This is a genomic window from Corynebacterium gallinarum, from assembly GCF_014837045.1.
Classification (GTDB): domain Bacteria; phylum Actinomycetota; class Actinomycetes; order Mycobacteriales; family Mycobacteriaceae; genus Corynebacterium; species Corynebacterium gallinarum.
Genome location: NZ_JACSPR010000008.1, coordinates 48,811 through 69,084 on the forward strand (window position 1 = coordinate 48,811; position 20,274 = coordinate 69,084).

The window sequence follows — 20,274 nt, forward strand, 5'->3', positions numbered from 1 at the left end:
TTGATCTTCTGGCACGGCACATAACCCCACCCATTCGGAAAGGTGGTCCCATGTATGGACACCGCGCTGTTTGATTCCCACCTCCACATCATTGACCCGGATTTCCCTCTGGTGGAGAACACTGACTATCTCCCGCCGGCCTTCACCGTGGGGGAGTACCGCACCCGGGTGGCAGGCCTGAATGTGGTCGGCGGTGCGGTGGTTTCAGGGTCTTTCCAGGCCTTCGACCAGGGCTACCTGCTCGATGCTTTACGACGCCTGGGCCCCGGTTTCGTCGGCGTCACCCAGATACCGGCCGACACCCCGGACGAGCGGATCCTTGAACTCAATGCAGCGGGTGTGCGTGCGGTTCGCTTCAACCTGGCCCGGGGAGGTTCAGCAGGGGTGGAGGACCTGGACCGTCTGGCGCGCCGGGTTCACGAAGTGGCCGGGTGGCACACGGAACTCTATGTCACTGACCTGGGGTCGGTGGCGGGGGTGGTGCGTGACCTCCCGGCGGTGAGTATCGACCACCTGGGGATGCGGTCGGAGAATCTGCCGGTGCTGCTCGATCTGGTGGAAGAGGGGGTCATGGTGAAGGCCACCGGATTCGGACGGGTGGATCTGGATCCGGTGGAGGCGATACAGGCCATCGTGAGTGTCAACCCCGGGGCATTGATGGTGGGAACGGATCTGCCGTCGACACGCGCCCGTCGGCCCTTTGCCGACACCGACCTCGAACTCATCGCCGAGGCGGTGGGTGCCGAACAGATTGAGGCGGTTTTCCACGGCAACGCCGAGGCTCTCTACCTGGGTGGGCACAACACTTGATAGGATGACTGCCCGTGAGCCTTACTCTTGGAATTGTCGGCCTGCCCAATGTTGGCAAGTCCACCCTCTTTAATGCCCTGACCCGTAACGATGTGCTGGCGGCGAACTACCCGTTCGCCACCATCGAACCGAACATCGGCCTGGTTGAACTCCCCGATGACCGTCTGCCCCGCCTGGCGGAGATCTTCGGCTCCGAGCGCATCCTGCCCGCCACCGTGTCCTTCGTGGACATCGCCGGCATCGTCAAGGGTGCCTCCGAGGGGGAGGGCATGGGCAACGCCTTCCTGGCCAATATCCGTGAGGCGGACGCCATCTGCCAGGTGGTCCGCGCCTTCAGCGATGACAACGTCATACACGTCGACGGCCGCGTCGACCCGGCCAATGACATCTCCGTGATCAACACCGAGCTGATCCTGGCGGACCTGCAGACCATCGAAAAGGCCATCCCACGCCTGGAGAAGGACTCCCGCAAGGACAAGTCTCTGGTGGAGACCCTCGATGAGGTGAAGAAGGCGCAGGCCGTCCTGGAGGATGACCGCACGCTGTTCTCCGCCGCGAAGAACGGTGAGGTTGATCTGGCCCTCATCCGCGACCTGCACCTCATGACCGCCAAGCCCTTCCTCTATGTCTTCAACTCCGATGAGGAGGTGCTGACTGACGAGGCCAAGAAGGACGAACTCCGCGCGCTCGTCGCACCGGCCGACTGCGTGTTCCTGGATGCCCAGACCGAGACCGAACTGCTCGAACTGGACGAGGAGGAGGCAGCCGAGCTGCTCGAATCCGTCGGCCAGACCGAACCCGGCCTGCACTCCCTGGCCCGCGCCGGCTTCGAGACCCTCGGCCTGCAGACCTACCTCACCGCAGGCCCCAAGGAAACCCGCGCCTGGACCATCCGCAAGGGTGATACCGCCCCCCAGGCAGCAGGTGTCATCCACACCGACTTCGAACGCGGCTTCATCAAGGCCGAGATCGTCTCCTTCGCCGACCTGGAGGCCGCCGGTTCCATGGCCGAGGCCAAGGCCCAGGGCAAGGTCCGCCAGGAAGGCAAGGACTACGTCATGGCCGACGGCGACGTGGTGGAGTTCAAGTTCAACGTTTAATTTGTTGCCTGCAGCGGCCCGAATTTAGGGTCTGGCAGCCGTCTCCCGCGCTTTCCCTGTTTGGTGAAAGCGCGGGTTTTTAATGTGATCCCCGGCATCGTGGCATGTGGGGCCATCTGGCTTCGTCTGAGGAGGAGGTAGGTGGTTAGTGGCGGTGTGCGTAGCGCCGCTAACGGTTATTGCTCCCTGGATACTGGTATGCGCTTATGAGATGGTGGACAAGGATAAGGTTTGTCCACACCTGACAAAGGAGCTTCTAACCATGAGTTTCAATGTTTATCTCTCCGGCGAGATCCATACCGATTGGCGTGAGGAGATCCAGCGTGGGGCCGAGGCTGCCGGCCTGGACGTGGTCTTCACCGCGCCGGTGACCGACCACCCGGCCAGTGATGCCGCAGGTGACCACCTCGGCGAGACCCCCAGCGATTTCTGGCGGGACCACCAGTCCGCCAAGGTCAATGCCATCCGCACCCGGACCCTCATCGAGAAGGCCGATTTCGTGGTGGTGCGCTTCGGCGATAAGTACAAGCAGTGGAACGCCGCCTTCGACGCTGGGTACTGCGCCGCGCTGGGTAAGCCCTACGTGACGCTTCACGACGCCGACCTCATCCACCCACTCAAGGAAGTCGATGCAGAGGCGCAGGGCTGGTGCCAGACCACCGACCAGGTGGTGGAGACCCTGCGCTACGTGCTCAAGGCTTAAACGTATGCGGGCGTGAGCCTCGTTCTGATGAGCTGTTTGCCATCAATGGGATGAACGGGGCAGAAAACTGGTCGCATTGGCTTAGGTCCTGTTACGAAAGTCGTCACTAAAAAGGTGTTGCGGTGACACACAATAAGGGAACTCCTATGTAGCGAAGAAGGTACCAATCCAATCTCGCTGCCACAGGAGCTCCTGTTGTCTACCCTCAACGCTGAAACCCGCCACGACCGGGCCCGCGGCCGAGTCGGAGGCCGACCCCCACTGCTCAGCGGCGTCAAGCTACGCACCGCGCGGAAACTCTATGAGCAAAAGGACATGACCGTGGAACAGATCGGCAAGGTCCTGGGCGTGAGCCGCACCACCGTGTATCGGGCGCTGCGCAAAGACACTGGCGCACTCCCCGAACGGCAGAAGGACCTGACCCCCGTTTGGTAGACACCTAACATCCCAACAATCTGGGACCGAAAGGTAATCTCCACACCATGCCAAGCAAGACCTACACAGAGGAGTTCAAGCGCGACGCCGTCACGCTGTACGAGAACTCCCCAGGCGTCTCAATCCACACCATCGCCACCGACCTCGGAATCAACCGAGCCACCCTGGCAAACTGAGTGAAAAAGTATGGAACTAAAACCCGTGCCACCAGCCCTGCGACTGCGAAATCCCCCTCTGCTTCAGTGACCGAAGCTGAGCAGATCCGGCAACTACAACGCGAAAACGCCCGGCTGAGGGAAGAGCGCGATATCCTGCGCGAGGCAGCTAAATATTTCGCGGAAGAGACGAGACTTTAGATCCGCTTCTGGTTCGTTGACGACGCCTCCACAACCTGACTGCGGTTAAGCGGTTATGCCAGGTCCTTAAACTCAACAGGTCCTCGTATTACAAATGGAAAAGAACTGCTCCTCTGAGGAAGAAACGCCTGCTCAAGGACTCACTTCTTGGCGCCAGAGTCAAGATCGTGTTCATCACTGAACGCGGCTGCTACGGGGCAAAACGCATCACCGCCGAACTCAAGGACCAGCCGGGTCATGAGCCCGTGAATCACAAGCGGGTTGCCCGGGTCATGAAGTCCTTGAAACTCTTCGGATACACCAAGAAACGCAAGGTCACCACCACCGTGTCCGATCAAAAGAAACCAGTGTTTCCTGACTTGGTGGGCCGGAAGTTCACCGCCGACAAACCTAACCAGGTTTACGTTGGGGACATTACCTACCTGCCGATTGCAGATGGGTCGAATATGTACCTGGCCACGGTCATTGATTGCTATTCACGCAGATTGGTGGGGTTTTCCATCGCAGACCATATGCGCACCTCCCTGGTCCAGGACGCATTGACCATGGCTAAGGGCCAGCGAGGGAGCCTTACGGGTGCGATTTTTTAACGAAGACCACGGCAGTGTGTACACCTCGAACGCGTTCCAGGAGACGTGTAAGAACCTGGGGATCAGACAGTCGATGGGATCAATCGGGACCAGTGCGGATAACGCGTTAGCGGAGTCGTTCAACGCGGCGATGAAGCGGGAAGTTCTTCAGGATTCCAAGACCTTTGAGAATCAATTGCGCTGTCGCCGGGACGTCCTGAAGCTGGTGCACCAGGTATAACACCACTCGCCGGCATTCCTGGTGTAAATATCTGGCGCCTGTGGTGTTTGAGGAACGCGGTCCTGCTATCCTGAAATCTGCTTCCTGATTAAATCCTCCGTGTCTACCATCCGGGGGTCGGGCCCGAAGAAACCCACGAAGACCACATAACCGGGCACCGCGACAGCCGTAGCCCACAGAATCTGTGCAAACGCCTTCTGACCTTTGTGCCCAACGTCTTCTGGCCCTGACATGGTGGCAGGAAAATATCAAAGCTATAGCAATATTAATTATATGTTGTGGTAATTCCTATAAAATGTAGTGTTGAACGGCAGATGCGATTCCCCTAGGGAACCTGTAGGGAGGATTAATCCGCCCGTTCCAGAAGGCCCACTGAGTGGTTCAGGACGGCGATTTTTCACTACGTCATTGCATCTGCGGTCCCTCTTCGGCGTCCATAGACATCCGCACGCAAAATATCCAAGGAAAGTAGGTAGGCATGGTAGCCGAGTGGCTAGGGGTTAACAGAAGTGCTGCGGATCGATCCCCCGACATCAAAACTCGGTCAGGACTGACCAAATCTCAGTTGATTTGGTCAGGAGCTATTTATCTACTTTCTTTCGCGTTCATCACATTCATTTCATACAGCACCGCACCGTCGGAAGTAGGTGATGATGCGCTATGGAAATGGGCTCCGCTTGGCATAGGGGCACTCTCGGCCTATCTGATAACCAGTGCTTTTAGAGCAGTACTGCGCCGTACTTAAGGAAGATATCCTCATAATGAAAAAGAAGTGCCTAGCTCTGCTTGTATCGGTAAGTGCCGCCATGGGATCTATCGCCATGGCCGCTCCCGCCAATGCAGGTGAGAATCCCCCGGCGCACGTTGATAGTTCGCTTACTGCCCACGATCAGGAATTTGATAAGTGCGCAGGAGACAGTTCACCGGAAGTTGAAGCACGTGTTACGTCCCTCGGCAGTGAACTAGGCCCCGGCATATCCCAGGAAGTCAATAAAGCCGAATTGGCAACCATCAATGAAGGACTCAATAAAGCTGGTCGGAGCCAGGTACCTGAAGAGACAGTGGCACTTCGCTACCTGGACACCGGGGAGACGGTGGCAGTTGATGAATCAGGTGAAGCTCTTGTCTACCTTGACGATGCAGCTGAAGGACCTACCATGACTACTTTCTCGGTCGGTGATGAGATTAAGAAGGTTGTCGGCGGATGTCTTGGGGTAGGTGTCGTTGGGGCACTACTTGGAAGGCGCTTGGAGAAGATGTGTTGGTTCAACTGACACGTTGGGATACAGCGGTGAAGTTTGTTGTACGTCGGGTCGGCCTGCTGGGAGCTGTTTCTTGCATGGGGGGCATTGTCTGGCAGTACATTTAGTTCGAACTCGAGCGACTTCGTCGTCAAGGACGGTCTGGTGCGGTTAGCAAGCAAAGGGCCACGTTGAAACTTTTGGGGAAAAGGCTCCATCGACCGTCACGGTTGGTGGAGCTTTTTGACGATTGGGACCTGATCTCCGTTTGGTGGACACGGGGTTCGGGCCCAGGCTAGGTCGTGTTACGAAATTCCGGTGAGTGAGCCCGGCGTGTCTTAAATACAAGCGAGGGTTTCCCCACGCACGCTATTGGTGTCTAATCATCAACGCTTGCAAGGAAACCCTCGTTGCCTACTTTACCGCCCTCGGCCCGCCACGACCTCACCAATACCGAATGGGGCCTGCTCGCACCACTCCTACCTACCCCATCACCGCGGGGACGCCCCCGCACCTGGTATATAAAATCCCTGGTCAACGGCATCTTCATTAGAATCCGCACCGGTTGCCCGTGGCGGGACGTCCCTTCAGCGCTACGGGCCCTGGTGGCGGGTCTATGACCTGTTCGTCCGCCTCCGGGCTGACGGGGTATGGCAGGAAGTACACACCCGATTGCTAAGCCACGCCCAGAAGCAAGGACAACTCTCTTGGGAGGTCAGTGTCGATTCCACGACCGCCCGGGGCCACATCCACGCCAATGGTGCGAGGAGAGACAGTGCCACCCGGCATCCAACCGAGCCCGCTGATCACGGTTTTGGACGATCTCGTGGTGGCTGGTCAACGAAGATCCACGTCGGGATCGATGCCGACTGTGGAGTGATGTCGCTGGTGATCACCCCAGGTCAGGCAGGAGATGGGCCGCAGATGGTGCCGGTGCTGGAGAAGATCCGGGTCCCGTCCACCGGGCCGGGGCGGCCGCGGCGACGGCCCGAGCGGGTGCTAGCGGATAAGGCGTATTCTTCACGCGCGAACCGGAAGTATCTCAGGTCACGAGGAATCAAGGCGACGATCTCCCAGCCGAGGGACCAGGTCGCGAACCGGAAGCGTCGGGGGTCTGCTGGTGGCCGACCCCCGGCCTTCGACACTGTGGCCTACCGGCGTCGTAACGTCGTGGAACGGGGATCAACCGGATCAAACAGTACCGTGGGTGTGCCACGCGTTTTGATAAGTTAGCGGTGCATTTCGAGGCCGCAGTTCAGCTGGCGGTGATCCGGTACTGGCTAAAACGACTTTCGTAACACGACCTAGTCCCTTCATTGACGTGAAGTGACACTGAGTCGTACGATAAGTCGCTATAACTTTGATTAAAAGGTGTACCTATGTCAATCAGTGCCAGTGAAGCCCGCAGGACTCTTCTTACACTGATCGAACGCATCAATAACGACCGCGAGGCAGTGGAAATCGTCTCCCGGAGAGGCAATGCAGTGCTCATGCCCGCAGATGAGTACGCCGCGTGGAAAGAGACGGCCTACCTCTTCCGCTCACCTGCTAATGCCCGGCGTCTGCTGGATTCCTACGAGCGTGCTGTCGGGGGGCACGTGGAAACGCATGACCTCGATCGGGAGTAGTTCATGCGTCTGGTCTGGGACCGTTCGGGGTGGGAGGATTACCTCTATTGGCAGACCGCTGATCGGAAGATCCTCAAGCGGATTAACACGCTTATCGACGCATGTCTGCCTGACCCCTTTGCGGGAATTGGCAAACCCGAACAATTGAAATACGGCGCTCAGGGAGCCTGGTCACGTCGTATCACTGATGAGCATCGACTGGTCTATCTCATCATCGGGGATGACCTCGTCATATCACAGGCTCGGTATCACTATTAAACGCCCCTGACGTGCTGTTTTCCTGATACGATGGCGCATCGAAGTCGAATTGTGTGGAGCGAAAAACAGAGGAGAACACTGTGGATCTGAGCATGGACAAGGGCAACGAGTTTGTTGAGGCAACGCAGTCACCGGAAGGTGCCGCCGCCTGGAAGAAGCAGTTGGATGAGTTCGCGCCGGGTTCCTCGGACTGGGTCGTCGGAGCGGTGTTCGGTGGCACCTACCAGCGGGAGGGGCTTGAACTGCGGGACCGTCAGATGCTCAACATGGCGGCTCTGGCTGCCATGGGTGGGGTGGAACCGCAGCTGACCGGCCACATCAAGACCGCTGTGGATGTCGCCGGTATGAGCAGGGAAGAGGTGGCGGAGTGCTTCGTGCACCTGATGCCGTACATCGGTGTGCCGAAGACACTGGCTGCCATGCGCTGTATGAAGGCCGCCTTCGAGGGGTAGACCTTTCGTGGCTTCGCCGGATAACATCCTGCTGCACCTGTCTGGGCGGGAGGAACAGCAGGTTCGAGATATCTTCGCCCAGTTGGCGCAGCGGGGTTTCCCCGTGCAGCACCAGACGCCGCACATCACGCTCACCTTCTCCCCGAGGATGGAGGAGGGCGTCGTCAAGCGTGCCACCGAGTTGCTGCCCGAGGTGATACCGGCGACCTGCCATCGGGTGGGGACCGTCGTGTTCGGCACCAAGCGCAAACAGACTGTGGCCTGGCTCCTGGAGACCGATGAGGCCCTGGAGGCCACCGCCCGTGAGCTCAGCGCGCTCAATCCTGACGGCCGTGGCCGGCGGTGGATTCCACATCTCACCGTCGGTTTACGGCTGCCGCGCGAGACGGTGCCGGACTATATCCGGGCCCTGGACGAGCTGACATCCCCGCACTTCAAGGAACTCACCGCGGTGCGGGCTGCACTGTGGAAACCACGGATTCGGGAATTCACGGTGCTGGCCGGTGATCCGGTGTAACAGCAGGTATCTGAACCAGGGGTGGGTAAAGTCCAGGGGGAACACAAAACTGGAGCACACAGTGATTCCGGCGTCTTCAAAGGAAAGGTGTTCTCATTAACTCAACAAGTCGATGGTTACTTGCTGACAGCAGTGGCTCCGCAGCTGATCTCAACAGATCACCCAACTGGTGGTGGATGCGGCACGTGTTCTTCGGTATCGCCTATGTGGTTGCTGTGGTGGCGTCACTGTCGGTGGTCTATGCCGGAACACTCGTTGCAGTGGTGTGGCCATCAATCGGCATTGCCGTGTGGTGGACCGTCACCTGTAAACGGTGGCGGGTCTTCGTCGCGGTGAGCGCCTTCGTATTCCTGGTTCCACCACTGTATCTGTCACTGATCCAGGACATCTCCCTCACCAGCTGGATTCTGGTGGGGCTGTCACATCTGGTCGCAGGACCCGCCATCGGGCCCCTGGTGTTGCTGTTTGAGAAATTCCGCTGGATTGAACCCGAAAACCGTGGCGGTGGGCGACTGTTTCCCAGTATCGCCCGTATTCATCTCCCACGCCATGTGTACCGCCTGCTCATCGCAAGCCTCGTTGTCATCCCGGTGTCCAAGGCATTCACACTGCTTGCGATCGTTCTCAGTGGGGACGGCATCTCGGTGACGATCTATCTCAGCCTGATCCTCCGTGACCTGGCTGGTGTCATCGCCATCGCAGGGGCAGGTATCGCCATTGCCTCCGCGGTGGTGAGAAATATCAGCGTCGCAGCATGGCGTGAGTTCGCCGGGGTGCTCACTGCCACGATGGTGCTGCTCCTTCTCATCTTCATCTACGGAGATAATCTCCCGATCGCCTATCTGGCCATGCTGCCCCTATACTGGAGCGCCACCAGACTGCCTGTTATATTGGCGGTCATCCACGGGGTGTTCACTACCGGGATCGCCACCATTTTCGTGCTCTGGGTGGGCACCGGGCCCTTTTCTGTTTTAGAGAATGACCCGCTGGCGCAGGCATCAGCGATCCAGCTGTTCATTGTCATCTGCGTCCTGCTGTCCCTTGTGGTGTCAACAACGGTGCAACAGCATTCAGCTCTGGTGGCGGAGCTGGAAGCCCTGGCTGCGACGATCCCCGATGCACTGCTGGTGATCAACCGCTCCGGTAAGGTTTTCCCTGTTAATGATGTGGCACATAACCTCGTCGTGAAGGACTCCCAGGGAGACTATGAGATGCGTCAACTCAAAGAGATCGACGGGGTATTACTCGAGGAATCCACCAGGCCGGACAATCGAGCCCTACGGGGTGAGACAGTGGAGGCTATGTTGCTGGAATTGGTCGATGACCCGGACGACAGTTCCAGGAGTGAACGGCGTTTCTATTCGGTCAGTGCCTCCCCGCTGTATCTCCAGGGCGAAACCGAAGCAGGTCACGCCCTGATCCTGTACCACGACAGCACCGATGAATACTGGGCCATGCGTCAATTACAGCATGCCCATGATGATGCCCGTTACCTCTTTGAAAATGCGCCACAGGGCGTGGCGACACTCGATGATTCCGGCCGGATCCTCCAGGCCAACCGTGCGCTCGGGGAACTGATCGGTGTACCTGCCCGGGAACTGCAGGGACGCCGTCTGGATGAGTTCATTACGGAAAAGGAGCTCCAGGAGCAGATCACCGCTGCCCTGGCTGAACCGGGGGAGCTGATCCATGCCGACCGCTATGTCAATGCGGTGGATGGGGTCAGGAGAAGAGTGGCACTGACTTTTCGTACCACCACGGGAGAGGACACAGCGCCCGGACCGGTGCTTGTCAATGCAGTGGATATCACTGAGCGTCAACGCCTCCATGAGCTTGTCTCGTACCTGGCAGATCATGATGCGCTCACCGGTCTGGTGAATCGTCGTTGCTTTGAAGTGGAGTTCCGGAAGATCTACAGCCATGGTGACAATGAACGCAGCGATGGTGCCCTGCTGCTCATCGACCTGGATAATTTCAAAACGGTCAATGATGTCCTCGGACATCATGTGGGCGATGAGTTGCTGGTGGATTTTGCAGGATTACTCCGCGAGTGCGTCCGCTCCACTGACATTGTGGGGCGTCTGGGGGGTGACGAGTTTGTGATTGTTCTGCCTGACACCGATCGCACCGGTGCCACCGCCACCGGTGCCAGGATCGTGGAGGCGGTACAGCAGAATATGGCCAGCCGACCTGATGTGTTGCGCCGTGTGACCGCGAGCGTGGGGATTGTGATGTTTTCTGAAGCCCGCAGCCGTGGTGTTGATCCGTTCATCCTCGCGGATCAGCTGCTCTACGAGGCCAAGGGCTCGGGGCGCAACAGATTTGCGGTGCTGACCCCGGGGCGTGAGGGGGAACAATCCTCACTGTCGCAGTTGACACGAAGCCACATCGAGAACATTCTGCAGAGAGGGGCGCTCACGCTGGAGCTGCAGCCCATTCTTGAGGTGTCAACCGGGGAAATCGCGTTCGCGGAGGGTCTTGCCAGGATTAACCCTGCGGAAATATCGGTGACCACTGGCGAGTTCATCGCTGCGGTGGAGCGCGCCGGGTTGGGGCCCGAACTGGACATGTATGTGATCCGGCAGGGGATCCAGTTGCTGGTGGAACTGCGTCGTGTGCGGCCGGATTTCCGCCTGTCGTTGAATGTCTCCGCCCAGTCCTGCGGTGCCGACGAGGTCTGTGCTCTGATCAGTGCAGAGGTGGAGAAACACGGGGTGGCGCCGGGAGCACTCATCCTCGAGCTGACTGAAACCGCACCTCTGAAGGACGTTGAGGCCGCCCGCAGATTCCAACGCACCCTGGCAGATCACGGGGTGGTGTTTGCTCTTGATGATTTCGGTGCGGGATTTGACCCCTACCGGTACCTGAAACAGTTGGACTTCCGCATGCTCAAGATCGCCGGTGAGTTTATCGAGGGCATGGTGGACAACAGCGTGGATCGCAGCATTGTCCATTCCATCATGTGTCTGGCGCAGGATGAGGGGATGGTCACGGTGGCTGAGTTTGTTTCAAGCGAGGATATCCTCCGGGAGGTCACACACCTGGGTATTACCTATGCCCAGGGTTACCACATTGGCAGATCGGTACCGCTTGCGGAGTTCATCGCTACGTATCTCACAACGTCCAAGAACCATGAGGAAGAAGAATAGAGATGCCACAGAAGGGATTTCCCATAGCCAGGGTTATCGGCATCGGCGTGGTGGGGATTGCTGCGATGGCGGGATTACTGCTGTGGTTGGCCATCACCCTGTCCGACCCGACCTCCCCGGGGGCACAGGAGGTGCGGCTCTTCGACACCTGGGTGGTGCTTTACGACGACTACATCCCCCCGGTCCGCGTCCTCATCGCCGCCATTGTGGTCGCCTTCATATTCGTGGCCATCGCAGCCACGGTGGAACGCACCGTGACCAATCGCTACCGCCGTTCCATCGATGCGGAAGGGTTACCGCTTGCTCCGAGAATCGTCATGGAGCAGACCCGGGGCGTTTTCCACGGACCGGTCACGATCACGGTCCTGGTCCCGGCCCATAATGAGGCGGATCGCATATCTGCGACGATTGAGGGGCTCCAGAATCAGAATGAGGGCCCAGAACGCATCATCGTGATCGCGGACAACTGCACGGATGAGACACCGGATCTGGCACGGGCCGCCGGTGTGGAGGTCTTTGAAACCCGGAACAACAATTTCAAGAAGGCCGGTGGGCTCAACCAGGCCCTCAAAGACCTCCTCCTACGCCTCGGCGAGAACGACATTGTCATGATTGTTGACGCCGACACCGTCCTGGACCAGGGGTTCCTCAGCGAGGCACGACGACGCTTCACCGATGACCGGGCGCTCATGGCGGTCGGCGGGTTATTCTACGGCGAATCCGGGGAAGGGTGGTTGGGGCAATACCAACGCAATGAGTACACCCGTTATAGCCGGGACATCCACCGCAGGCGGGGCCGGGTCTTTGTCCTCACCGGTACTGCTTCCGCTTTCCGCCCCCGGGGACTGCGTGCGGTCGCAGAATCCAGGGGCACCCTCCTCCCCGGACGCAAAGGCGATGTTTATGACACCGCAGCACTGACGGAGGACAATGAACTCACATTGGCGTTGAAGTCACTGGGTGGACTGATGGTCTCACCCACGCAGTGCACGGTGGTCACCGAGGTCATGCCCACCTGGAAGCAGCTCTGGCACCAGCGTCTGCGCTGGCAACGTGGTGCCTTGGAAAACCTGGGGGCCTACGGGGTGACACCACAGACCACCCGCTACTGGTTCCAACAGCTGGGCATCGGCTATGGGGCGGTCGCCCTGGGTGCCTACTTCGTGGTCATCATCCTCACGATCCTCGCCAGGGGTGAATGGATCTGGTACCCGTTCTGGATGCTGTTGGGGTTTCTCTTCATGGTCGAACGTGTGGTGACCGTGTGGAAGTCAACATGGTTCGCCAGGTTCGTGGCGGCACTCCTCATCCCGGAACTGATATTCGCCACCTTCCTGAACCTGGTGTTCCTCAAGGGGGTTTTCGATATCCTGCTGGCAAAACAGGCCCAGTGGGGACAAAACGATACTGATCCCAACGCCATCACAGCCGGATCTGAGGAAAAGGAATAATCATGCTCCTCCCGGAATCCATTCTCACTTCAGACTGGTTCGCGGCACTGGCCGCCTTCGTGGCCATCAACACCGCGATCTATGTCACCCTCGCCGTGGTGAAAACCCTGCCACGCATCTACTATCGTGATTACCTGCCACGCACCTACGAACGCTCCGAGACGCGCAGCATCTACCCGGATACGGAGGAGAGAAAACGGAAAGGATGAGGCGCAGTGAACCAGCCCTCTGAAAACCGCATGGATCTATCCAGGCTGGTGGCAGCCCTTACCCGGGGGCTGGAATGGCGCCGGGATGAAAGCACCTCCTATTACGAGAGAGATGTGGAGAAGCTTCCCAGCTTTCCGGTGGTGGCGGTCTGGGATGATGGCCGGTTCATTCACTTTGTCCTGCATGTCCTCGCTGGTTCCCACACCGGTTTCCTGGGGTATTGCTATGAAGATAATCCTGAGCGGTGGTCCTGGACCATTGATGATGTCTACCCCCAGGAGGTCAGTGTTCTCAGTGACCGCTGGTTCTACGGGGAGAATCTGGTGGACAAAATCGAAGGCGCGGAAAGCGGGGAGATCCGTTGGCAACCTCCGGCGCCGGACAAGTTCCTCCCAGTGAGCATGGGGGAGTTGCGTTCGGTTGAATTGGGGATCTCCGCCTGGACCAACCCGGAGTATTTTCCCCCACCATCATAAAACTCGTCCGTTAGTTATAATTGCCCTCCCTAACTGGTGTGAGTCCCATCGACAAGCAGCGCCACGAGGATATTTCCCCACCATGGACCTGATCAGCTGCAGATTTGCGACAAATAGCTTCCCGGCACCGCCATACTTGTTTTCGGTAGTATCGGCGAAATATTCGAGCCCGAACAAGCACGTACGGCGATTGCGAAGACGTGCGCCGAGGAGGTACCCATGGTTGACCCTGATTCTTCCAGTAGACATGAGCCCGGCATTTCGGCCGTCCTTTTCGATATGGACGGGGTGGTCACCAACACCGCGCTGATCCACGCGACCGCCTGGAAATCCCTATTCGATGATGTCATCAGGGACAGTGCACCCGGGCAGACACCGTTTGACAAGGAGACGGATTACCGGGCACACGTGGACGGGCTCACCCGGGAGGACGGTGTCCGGTCCTTTCTCCGGGCACGGGGCATCGACATCGCCGAGGGAAATGCTGATGATGGTCCAGAGAAACTCACCGTCCACGGGCTGGCGGCCCGGAAGCAGGGGTATTTTGACGAGGCACTCGCCCGGCAGGGTGTGGAGGTCTTCCCCGATACACTGCAGCTGCTGAAGCGGTTGAAAGCGGAGGGCATCCCCGCAGCGCTGGTCACCTCGAGTCGTAACAGTGGACCGATCCTTGCCAACGCGGGGATCACCGATCTCTTCGCCACCCGCGTGGACGGCAATGACATCATCGAGCAGGGCCTGGCCGGTAAACCCGCTCCCGATCCCTTCCTGGCCGCGGCCCGTCAACTCGGTGCCGCACCGGAACAGTGTGCGGTTCTCGAGGATTCCTCGGCTGGGGTGAAAGCTGCGCATGATGGTTGTTTCGGGCTGGTCATCGGGGTGGACCGCGCCGATGACATCAACGAGTTGTGGGAGGCCGGCGCGGACCGGGTGCTTAGCGACGTCTCCACCATCGATCTGCACACCGGCTGGCATGTGGGCAAAACCGACCGACCTGATCCGTGGTTGTTGTCCTACGACGATTTTGATCCTGAGGCAGAGAGCATGCGGGAAGCCCTCTGTGCGGTGGGCAACGGCTACTGGGCCACCCGAGCTTCCATCCCGGGGACCCACGCGGGCGATGTCCACTATCCCGGCACCTACCTGGCCGGGATCTTCAACCGGGTGGAGAACTACACTGACGGAAGCCCCGCAGAGACCGAACATCTGATCAACGCCCCCGACTGGACCTTCCTCCGGGTGGAGAGTGGAGAAGGTCAGGTCCTGCACCCATCGGATGATGAACTGCTGGATTACCGGCAGGAGCTGGACCTGCGCCACGGGGTGCTGCGCCGGATGGTGCGCCGTCGTGATGAGCAGGGGAGGATCACCCGCATCACCACCGAGCAGTTCCAGTCCATGGCGCAGCCACAACTGGCGGCGCTGCGGGTGGTCGTGGATGCCGAGAACTGGGAGGGGGACGTGCAGGTGTTCTCCGCCATCAACGGCGATGTCCGCAACACCAATGTGGCAGATGACACCGCACTGGAAACCCGTCATCTCAGGCCACCGACCCGTCATCATCTGGATGAACGCACCGTCCTGTTGGAGGCACGGACCACGCAGTCTGACATCGTGGTGGCCATGGCCACGCGGACCACCGTGGACAATCCGGATGCGGATGCGGTCACGGTTCGTCCGACAGATACCGCGAGGTCGGTAGGCCAGCAGTATTCCAGCGGGGTTGCCCCCGGCAGTCCACTGGTGGTGGACAAGATCGTTGCGGTGGCCACCTCACGGGATGAGGCACTGTCCACACCAGCCCTGGCTGCGGGGAAGCGGATCCGGCGGGCGGGAAACTATGAGGAGCTGCGTGCCCAGCACATACGCCGGTGGGCCCAGCTGTGGCGACTGTTCCATGTGAACATCGAGGATGGCCGGCAGGCCTCATTGTCATTGAACCTGCACACCTTCCACGTCCTGCAGTCCGTGGCGTCCGCCACCACGGATCTTGATGCCGGTGTCCCGGCCCGGGGCCTGCACGGTGAGGGGTACCGGGGCCATATCTTCTGGGATGAGTTGTTTGTCTATCCCATGTTGACGCTCCGGCAACCGGCGTTGACCCGTGCCCTGTTGCTCTACCGATTCCGGCGTCTCGACGAGGCCCGGGCGGCCGCGAAGGAGATTGGCCTGCGGGGAGCACTGTTTCCCTGGCAGAGCGGTAGCGATGGGCGGGAGGAGACCCCGCCACGGCTGGTCAACCCCAGGAACGGGGAATGGATTCCGGATAATTCCCACCAGCAGCATCACATCGGCCTCGCCGTGGCATTCAGCGTGTGGAACTACCACCAGGTCACCCAGGACCAGGCGTTCCTCACTGATGTCGGTGCCGAGCTGGTGATCGAGGTGGCCCGTCTGTTCGCCAGCAACACTGAACACGATCCCACGGAGGACCGTTACAGCATCAGTGGTGTGATGGGGCCGGATGAATTCCATGACGGCTATCCCGGGCGGCCGGGGGAGGGGTTGCGCGACAACACCTACACCAACGTCCTGGCATCCTGGACTCTGGCCCGGGTGCCGGAGATCCTCGACGCTCTGGACCCCCACGAGGCTGAAGCCCTGCGGGACCGGCTTGATCTCAGTGATGATGAACTGAGTCGCATGGCCCGGATCAGCAGCCGGCTGACCATTCACTTCCATGCAGATGGAGTGATCAGCCAGTTCGCCGGCTATGAAGACCTCAAGGAATTCCCGTGGGAGCACTACCGGGAGAAGTATGAGGACATCGGCCGTCTCGACCTCATCCTCCAGGACGAGGGGGACAGCCCGAACAACTACCGGTTGTCGAAGCAGGCTGATCTGCTCATGTTGTTCTACCTGTTCTCCGTGGGGGAACTCCGCGCGATCCTTGAACACATGGGCTACGAACTCAGCGATGATGCGGTGGACCGCACCATCGACTTCTATCTGGAACGCAGCAGCGATGGCTCATCCCTGAGTCAGCTGGTTCACGCCTGGGTCCTGTCCAGCAAGAACCGGGCGAAGTCCTGGTCATTCTTCCACCAGGCACTGGATACCGATCTGTCGGATGGCAAGGGCAGTTCCACCGCGGAGGGCATCCACATGGGTGCGATGGCAGGCACCATCGACATGATCCTGCGGTGTTACGGCGGCGTGGAGATCCAGGAGGGGCTGCTTGTTCTTGATCCACAGCTGCCCGATGAACTACCTGCTGCCTCCTTCCAGCTGCACTACCGGGGTCAACCCATCTCGGTTCAGATTGCCCATGATCAGGTGCGGTTGGAATTGGAACCCAGCGTCGCCAAGCCCATCGAGGTCCGGGTGGGCACCGCCCGGAAAACCCTCAGCCCCGGGGACGTGTGGGAGGTTGACCTGCCCGCCCGCTAGGCGGATCGACGCGGGACCCGGACACCCGTTCGTCCGCTGGGGGTACGTACCATGGCGGTGTTCAGTGCTGACCCCCGATGGTGCGCGACTGGGTGAATGGTGCATGGTCGGGAGTCGCACCGGAGCAGCGCCGGAGCAGGAGTGAGGAGCGGCAGAAGATGACATCCCCGGACAACATCCTGTTTCACCTTCCGCCGCGGGAGGAAGCACAGGTACGTGAGATCTTCGCGCGCCTGGAGGAACGGGGATTTCCCCCACAGCAGCAGACGCCACACATCACCGTGACGTTTTCAAGGGATATGGCGGGCCATGTTGTCGAGCGTGCTGCGCAACTGCTCCCGCCACTGATACCCGCCCGTTTCCAGCGGGTGGGCACCGTGGTCTTCGGCACCAAACGCAAACAGACTGTCGCCTGGTTGTTGGAAGCCCCTGTTGAACTGGAAAACGCCGCCCGTGAGATCAGTGCACTCAACCCTGACGGGCGTGGTCGTCGCTGGACACCCCATCTGACCCTGGGGTTGTGTCTGCCCCGGGAGATCGTCCCCGATTATGTCCGGGCCCTGGATGAGGTGACCTCCGCGCACTTCAGGGAACTCACCGCCGCACGGGCCGCATTCTGGCGCCCGCGGACCCAGGAACTGACTGTTCTGGCCGAAACTCCCTAGACAAACAGCAGCCAGGGTGGTGGGGAGGGCACCTGTTGATGGCATCTTCCAGCAGTAGGTACGGCCCCACCCGGAAAACCCCATCCCCCTGCGATTGAGCCTGCAGGTGGGATGCCTTGAAGCTGTGGATTCTTCCCGTCCCCGGCGTGTGGCTGTGCAATCGTCCAGCTACTGTCGCGGGGGTGTCGGGGAAAAGTACTTCACCCCCTAACTCCGAAGATGAATCAATTCACCTGAATGCATGTGAATGTCCTGGAAATTCCCTGAAATGATACATCGGCCTGCAAAGTCGCACGTTAAATCCGAATTTTGCATAGATTCAGATTTGCAACATTTGCACAAGGGGAGTTCTTCACAACCTTGCTAAGGGGGTGATTTACATCGCTGCCCCCATGTGACCTGCATCAAATTGACGGCCTATCTTTATTTGTATAGTGTCACACAAGCTATTAACAACGTGGCTCACGTCACTGATTTCCTAAGGTGGATTATGAATCCCTCTGCCCCAACCCCTGAAGAATTCCTCGAAGTGAGTGAATCCCGGGAGTTCGGTGAACTGCGTAGTACGTTCCGCAGGTTTGCATTCCCCATGACCATCGCCTTCCTTGTGTGGTTCTTCTTCTACATCATCACCGCCACCTACGCGACGGACTTCGTGTCCACCCGTGTCTACGGCGCCATCAACGTCGGAATGATCCTCGGCCTGGCCCAGTTCGTCACTGCTGGTCTGGTCACCTGGGCATATGTCCGTTTCGCCGACAAGAAGCTCGATCCGGCCACCGCGGCCATCCGCGCCCAGATCGAGGACGATTCCCGTGCAACCAACGCTGACCTCGAAGGACAGGTGAACTAAATGCACATCCTCGCTGCTGAGCAGGTTTCCACCGGAAACCCGATCCTCAACATCTCCATCTTCATCCTGTTCATCGTGGTGACCATGACCGTCGTGGTCCGTGCCACCCGTACCACCTCCCAGAAGGGCTCCGACTTCTACACCGGCGGTGCCTCCTTCTCCGGCACTCAGAACGGCCTGGCCATCTCGGGTGACTACCTCTCCGCCGCGGCCTTCCTCGGTGTGACCGGCGCGATCGCCCTGAGCGGTTACGACGGCTTCCTGTACTCGGTGGCCTTCCTCATCGCCTTGCTCGTCGCCCTCGTTCTCGTGGCCGAGCCACTGCGTAACACCGGTCGTTTCACCATGGCCGATGTGCTCTCCTTCCGTCTGAAGCAGAAGCCGGTCCGTCTGGCTGCCGCCATCTCCACCCTGGCGATCTCCCTGTTCTACCTCATTGCCCAGATGGCCGGTGCCGGTGGACTCGTGGCCCTGCTGCTCGGTATCGATGGAAAGGCCGCACAGGCCATCGTCGTCGCCATCGTCGGTGCCCTGATGATCGTCTACGTCCTGGTCGGTGGCATGAAGGGCACCACCTACGTCCAGATGATCAAGGCTGTCCTGCTCGTCGGTGGCTCCGTCATCATCACCCTGCTGACCTTCTACGCCGTCAAGGGTGGTTTCAACGCCGTCCTCGAGGCCGCTGTCCAGAACCACCCCAAGGGCGATGCCATCCTCAACCCGGGCCTGAAGTACGGTGCCAACGAGCTGACCAAGCTGGACTTCATCTCCCTCGGTGCCGCACTGGTCTTCGGTACCGCCGGTCTGCCACACGTCCTCATGCGTTTCTACACCGTGCCCACCGCCAAGGAAGCACGTGGCTCCATGACCTGGACCATCGCGATCGTCGCTCTGTTCTTCCTCATGACCGTGGTCATGGGTTACGGTGCAGCCGCTCTCGTCGGTGCCGATCAGATCGCCAACGCCCCGGGTGGCGCCAACTCCGCGGTCCTTCTGCTGGCTTCCCGCGTCGGTGGCACCATCTTCATGGCCATCATCTCCGCGGTCGCCTTCGCCACGATCCTGGCTGTGGTCGCCGGTCTCGCCATCACCGCCTCCGCCTCCGTGGCACACGATATCTACAACTCCGTCATCCGTGACGGTAAGGCCACCGAGGAGGAGCAGGTCCGCGTCTCCCGCATCACCGTGATCGTCATCGGTATCCTGGCCATCGTCATGGGTATCGGCGCCATGGGACAGAACATCGCCTTCCTGGTTGCGCTCGCCTTCGGCATCGCCGCAGCCGCCAACCTGCCGACCATCCTGTACTCCCTGTACTGGAAGCGCTTCAACACCACCGGCGCACTGTTCTCCATCTACGGTGGCCTGCTGACCTCGGTCATCCTGATCATCTTCTCCCCGGCGGTCTCCGGCGCGGAAACCTCCATGCTGCCGAACGTTGACTTCGCATGGTTCCCGCTGACCAACCCGGCGATCGTTGCGATCCCGACCGGTTTCCTCCTGGGCATCATCGGCACCTTCCTGGGCAAGCCGGATAACTTCCCGCTCAAGCGCGCTGAGATGGAGGTCCGCTCCCTGACCGGTGTGGGCGTCGAGAAGGCCGTCGAGCACTAGGCTCCCCGGCCGGCACCTGCCACACGGACCGATCTTCACCACGGGCCCGGACGCTCACCACGAACGTCCGGGCCCGTGGCGTTGGCTGGCGCACCCGTGATGGCACACCTGTAACAGGGGGCCTGAACAGCCTGACCACTGTCTTTAAGCCCCGGG

Annotated in this window: 17 protein-coding genes and 2 pseudogenes; all 19 read left to right on the forward strand. The window is 59.7% G+C overall.

Annotated features, from left to right (window positions below):
- Window positions 1-54 precede the first annotated feature (54 nt).
- The 19 genes and pseudogenes from H9627_RS11070 (at window position 55) to H9627_RS11160 (ending at window position 20,118) form a co-directional block, all read left to right on the forward strand.
- The gene (locus H9627_RS11070; RefSeq protein ID WP_191734100.1) at window positions 55-810 is read left to right on the forward strand and encodes an amidohydrolase family protein; all 756 of its coding nucleotides are present in this window, start codon (window positions 55-57) and stop codon (window positions 808-810) included.
- Between the two features lie 14 nt (window positions 811-824).
- On the forward strand, window positions 825-1,910 hold the full coding sequence (gene ychF, locus H9627_RS11075) for a redox-regulated ATPase YchF (protein WP_191734101.1): 1,086 nt from the start codon (window positions 825-827) through the stop codon (window positions 1,908-1,910).
- A gap of 262 nt (window positions 1,911-2,172) precedes the next feature.
- Complete coding sequence (locus H9627_RS11080; RefSeq protein ID WP_191734102.1) at window positions 2,173-2,613, forward strand: YtoQ family protein; 441 nt, start codon at window positions 2,173-2,175, stop codon at window positions 2,611-2,613.
- 195 nt (window positions 2,614-2,808) lie between these two features.
- Window positions 2,809-3,048, forward strand: a complete 240-nt coding sequence (locus H9627_RS11085) for a helix-turn-helix domain-containing protein (protein ID WP_225213783.1) — start codon at window positions 2,809-2,811, stop codon at window positions 3,046-3,048.
- A gap of 47 nt (window positions 3,049-3,095) precedes the next feature.
- Window positions 3,096-4,302 (forward strand): annotated as a pseudogene (locus H9627_RS11090) (IS3 family transposase).
- A 625-nt stretch (window positions 4,303-4,927) separates the two neighbouring features.
- On the forward strand, window positions 4,928-5,488 hold the full coding sequence (locus H9627_RS11095) for a hypothetical protein (protein ID WP_191734103.1): 561 nt from the start codon (window positions 4,928-4,930) through the stop codon (window positions 5,486-5,488).
- A 377-nt stretch (window positions 5,489-5,865) separates the two neighbouring features.
- Window positions 5,866-6,753: pseudogene (locus tag H9627_RS11100) on the forward strand (IS5 family transposase).
- 81 nt (window positions 6,754-6,834) lie between these two features.
- Window positions 6,835-7,083, forward strand: coding sequence for a type II toxin-antitoxin system Phd/YefM family antitoxin (locus H9627_RS11105; protein WP_191734104.1), 249 nt, complete (start codon window positions 6,835-6,837; stop codon window positions 7,081-7,083).
- 3 nt (window positions 7,084-7,086) lie between these two features.
- Complete coding sequence (locus H9627_RS11110; protein WP_191734105.1) at window positions 7,087-7,341, forward strand: Txe/YoeB family addiction module toxin; 255 nt, start codon at window positions 7,087-7,089, stop codon at window positions 7,339-7,341.
- Window positions 7,342-7,421: 80 nt separating this feature from the next.
- Window positions 7,422-7,793, forward strand: coding sequence for a carboxymuconolactone decarboxylase family protein (locus tag H9627_RS11115; RefSeq protein ID WP_191734106.1), 372 nt, complete (start codon window positions 7,422-7,424; stop codon window positions 7,791-7,793).
- Window positions 7,794-7,800: 7 nt separating this feature from the next.
- Window positions 7,801-8,310: a 2'-5' RNA ligase family protein gene (locus H9627_RS11120; protein ID WP_191734107.1), complete on the forward strand. Its 510-nt coding sequence runs from the start codon at window positions 7,801-7,803 to the stop codon at window positions 8,308-8,310.
- 176 nt (window positions 8,311-8,486) lie between these two features.
- Entirely contained in the window at window positions 8,487-11,459 is a 2,973-nt protein-coding gene (locus H9627_RS11125) for a bifunctional diguanylate cyclase/phosphodiesterase (RefSeq protein WP_191734108.1), read from the forward strand.
- 2 nt (window positions 11,460-11,461) lie between these two features.
- Window positions 11,462-12,910, forward strand: coding sequence for a glycosyltransferase family 2 protein (locus H9627_RS11130; protein WP_191734109.1), 1,449 nt, complete (start codon window positions 11,462-11,464; stop codon window positions 12,908-12,910).
- 2 nt (window positions 12,911-12,912) lie between these two features.
- Complete coding sequence (locus tag H9627_RS11135; RefSeq protein ID WP_191734110.1) at window positions 12,913-13,119, forward strand: hypothetical protein; 207 nt, start codon at window positions 12,913-12,915, stop codon at window positions 13,117-13,119.
- Window positions 13,120-13,125: 6 nt separating this feature from the next.
- Window positions 13,126-13,596 (forward strand): hypothetical protein, encoded by a 471-nt coding sequence (locus tag H9627_RS11140; protein ID WP_191734111.1) that lies wholly within the window; start codon window positions 13,126-13,128, stop codon window positions 13,594-13,596.
- A gap of 219 nt (window positions 13,597-13,815) precedes the next feature.
- Window positions 13,816-16,986: a beta-phosphoglucomutase family hydrolase gene (locus H9627_RS11145; protein WP_225213784.1), complete on the forward strand. Its 3,171-nt coding sequence runs from the start codon at window positions 13,816-13,818 to the stop codon at window positions 16,984-16,986.
- 158 nt (window positions 16,987-17,144) lie between these two features.
- Window positions 17,145-17,651, forward strand: coding sequence for a 2'-5' RNA ligase family protein (locus tag H9627_RS11150; protein WP_191734112.1), 507 nt, complete (start codon window positions 17,145-17,147; stop codon window positions 17,649-17,651).
- 490 nt (window positions 17,652-18,141) lie between these two features.
- A complete protein-coding gene (locus tag H9627_RS11155) occupies window positions 18,142-18,504 on the forward strand; it encodes a DUF485 domain-containing protein (RefSeq protein WP_191734113.1) in 363 nt (120 codons plus the stop codon).
- Window positions 18,505-20,118: a solute symporter family protein gene (locus H9627_RS11160; protein ID WP_191734114.1), complete on the forward strand. Its 1,614-nt coding sequence runs from the start codon at window positions 18,505-18,507 to the stop codon at window positions 20,116-20,118.
- Window positions 20,119-20,274 lie beyond the last annotated feature (156 nt).

What these genes read in the sequence shown, in the direction of transcription:
- H9627_RS11155 (WP_191734113.1), top strand. Translation starts at nt 18,142, where the DNA reads ATGAATCCCTCTGCCCCAACCCCTGAAGAATTCCTCGAAGTGAGTGAA.
- H9627_RS11150 (WP_191734112.1), top strand. Translation starts at nt 17,145, where the DNA reads ATGACATCCCCGGACAACATCCTGTTTCACCTTCCGCCGCGGGAGGAA.
- H9627_RS11080 (WP_191734102.1), top strand. Translation starts at nt 2,173, where the DNA reads ATGAGTTTCAATGTTTATCTCTCCGGCGAGATCCATACCGATTGGCGT.
- H9627_RS11145 (WP_225213784.1), top strand. Translation starts at nt 13,816, where the DNA reads ATGGTTGACCCTGATTCTTCCAGTAGACATGAGCCCGGCATTTCGGCC.
- H9627_RS11110 (WP_191734105.1), top strand. Translation starts at nt 7,087, where the DNA reads ATGCGTCTGGTCTGGGACCGTTCGGGGTGGGAGGATTACCTCTATTGG.
- H9627_RS11070 (WP_191734100.1), top strand. Translation starts at nt 55, where the DNA reads ATGGACACCGCGCTGTTTGATTCCCACCTCCACATCATTGACCCGGAT.
- H9627_RS11125 (WP_191734108.1), top strand. Translation starts at nt 8,487, where the DNA reads ATGCGGCACGTGTTCTTCGGTATCGCCTATGTGGTTGCTGTGGTGGCG.
- H9627_RS11135 (WP_191734110.1), top strand. Translation starts at nt 12,913, where the DNA reads ATGCTCCTCCCGGAATCCATTCTCACTTCAGACTGGTTCGCGGCACTG.
- H9627_RS11160 (WP_191734114.1), top strand. Translation starts at nt 18,505, where the DNA reads ATGCACATCCTCGCTGCTGAGCAGGTTTCCACCGGAAACCCGATCCTC.
- H9627_RS11130 (WP_191734109.1), top strand. Translation starts at nt 11,462, where the DNA reads ATGCCACAGAAGGGATTTCCCATAGCCAGGGTTATCGGCATCGGCGTG.
- H9627_RS11105 (WP_191734104.1), top strand. Translation starts at nt 6,835, where the DNA reads ATGTCAATCAGTGCCAGTGAAGCCCGCAGGACTCTTCTTACACTGATC.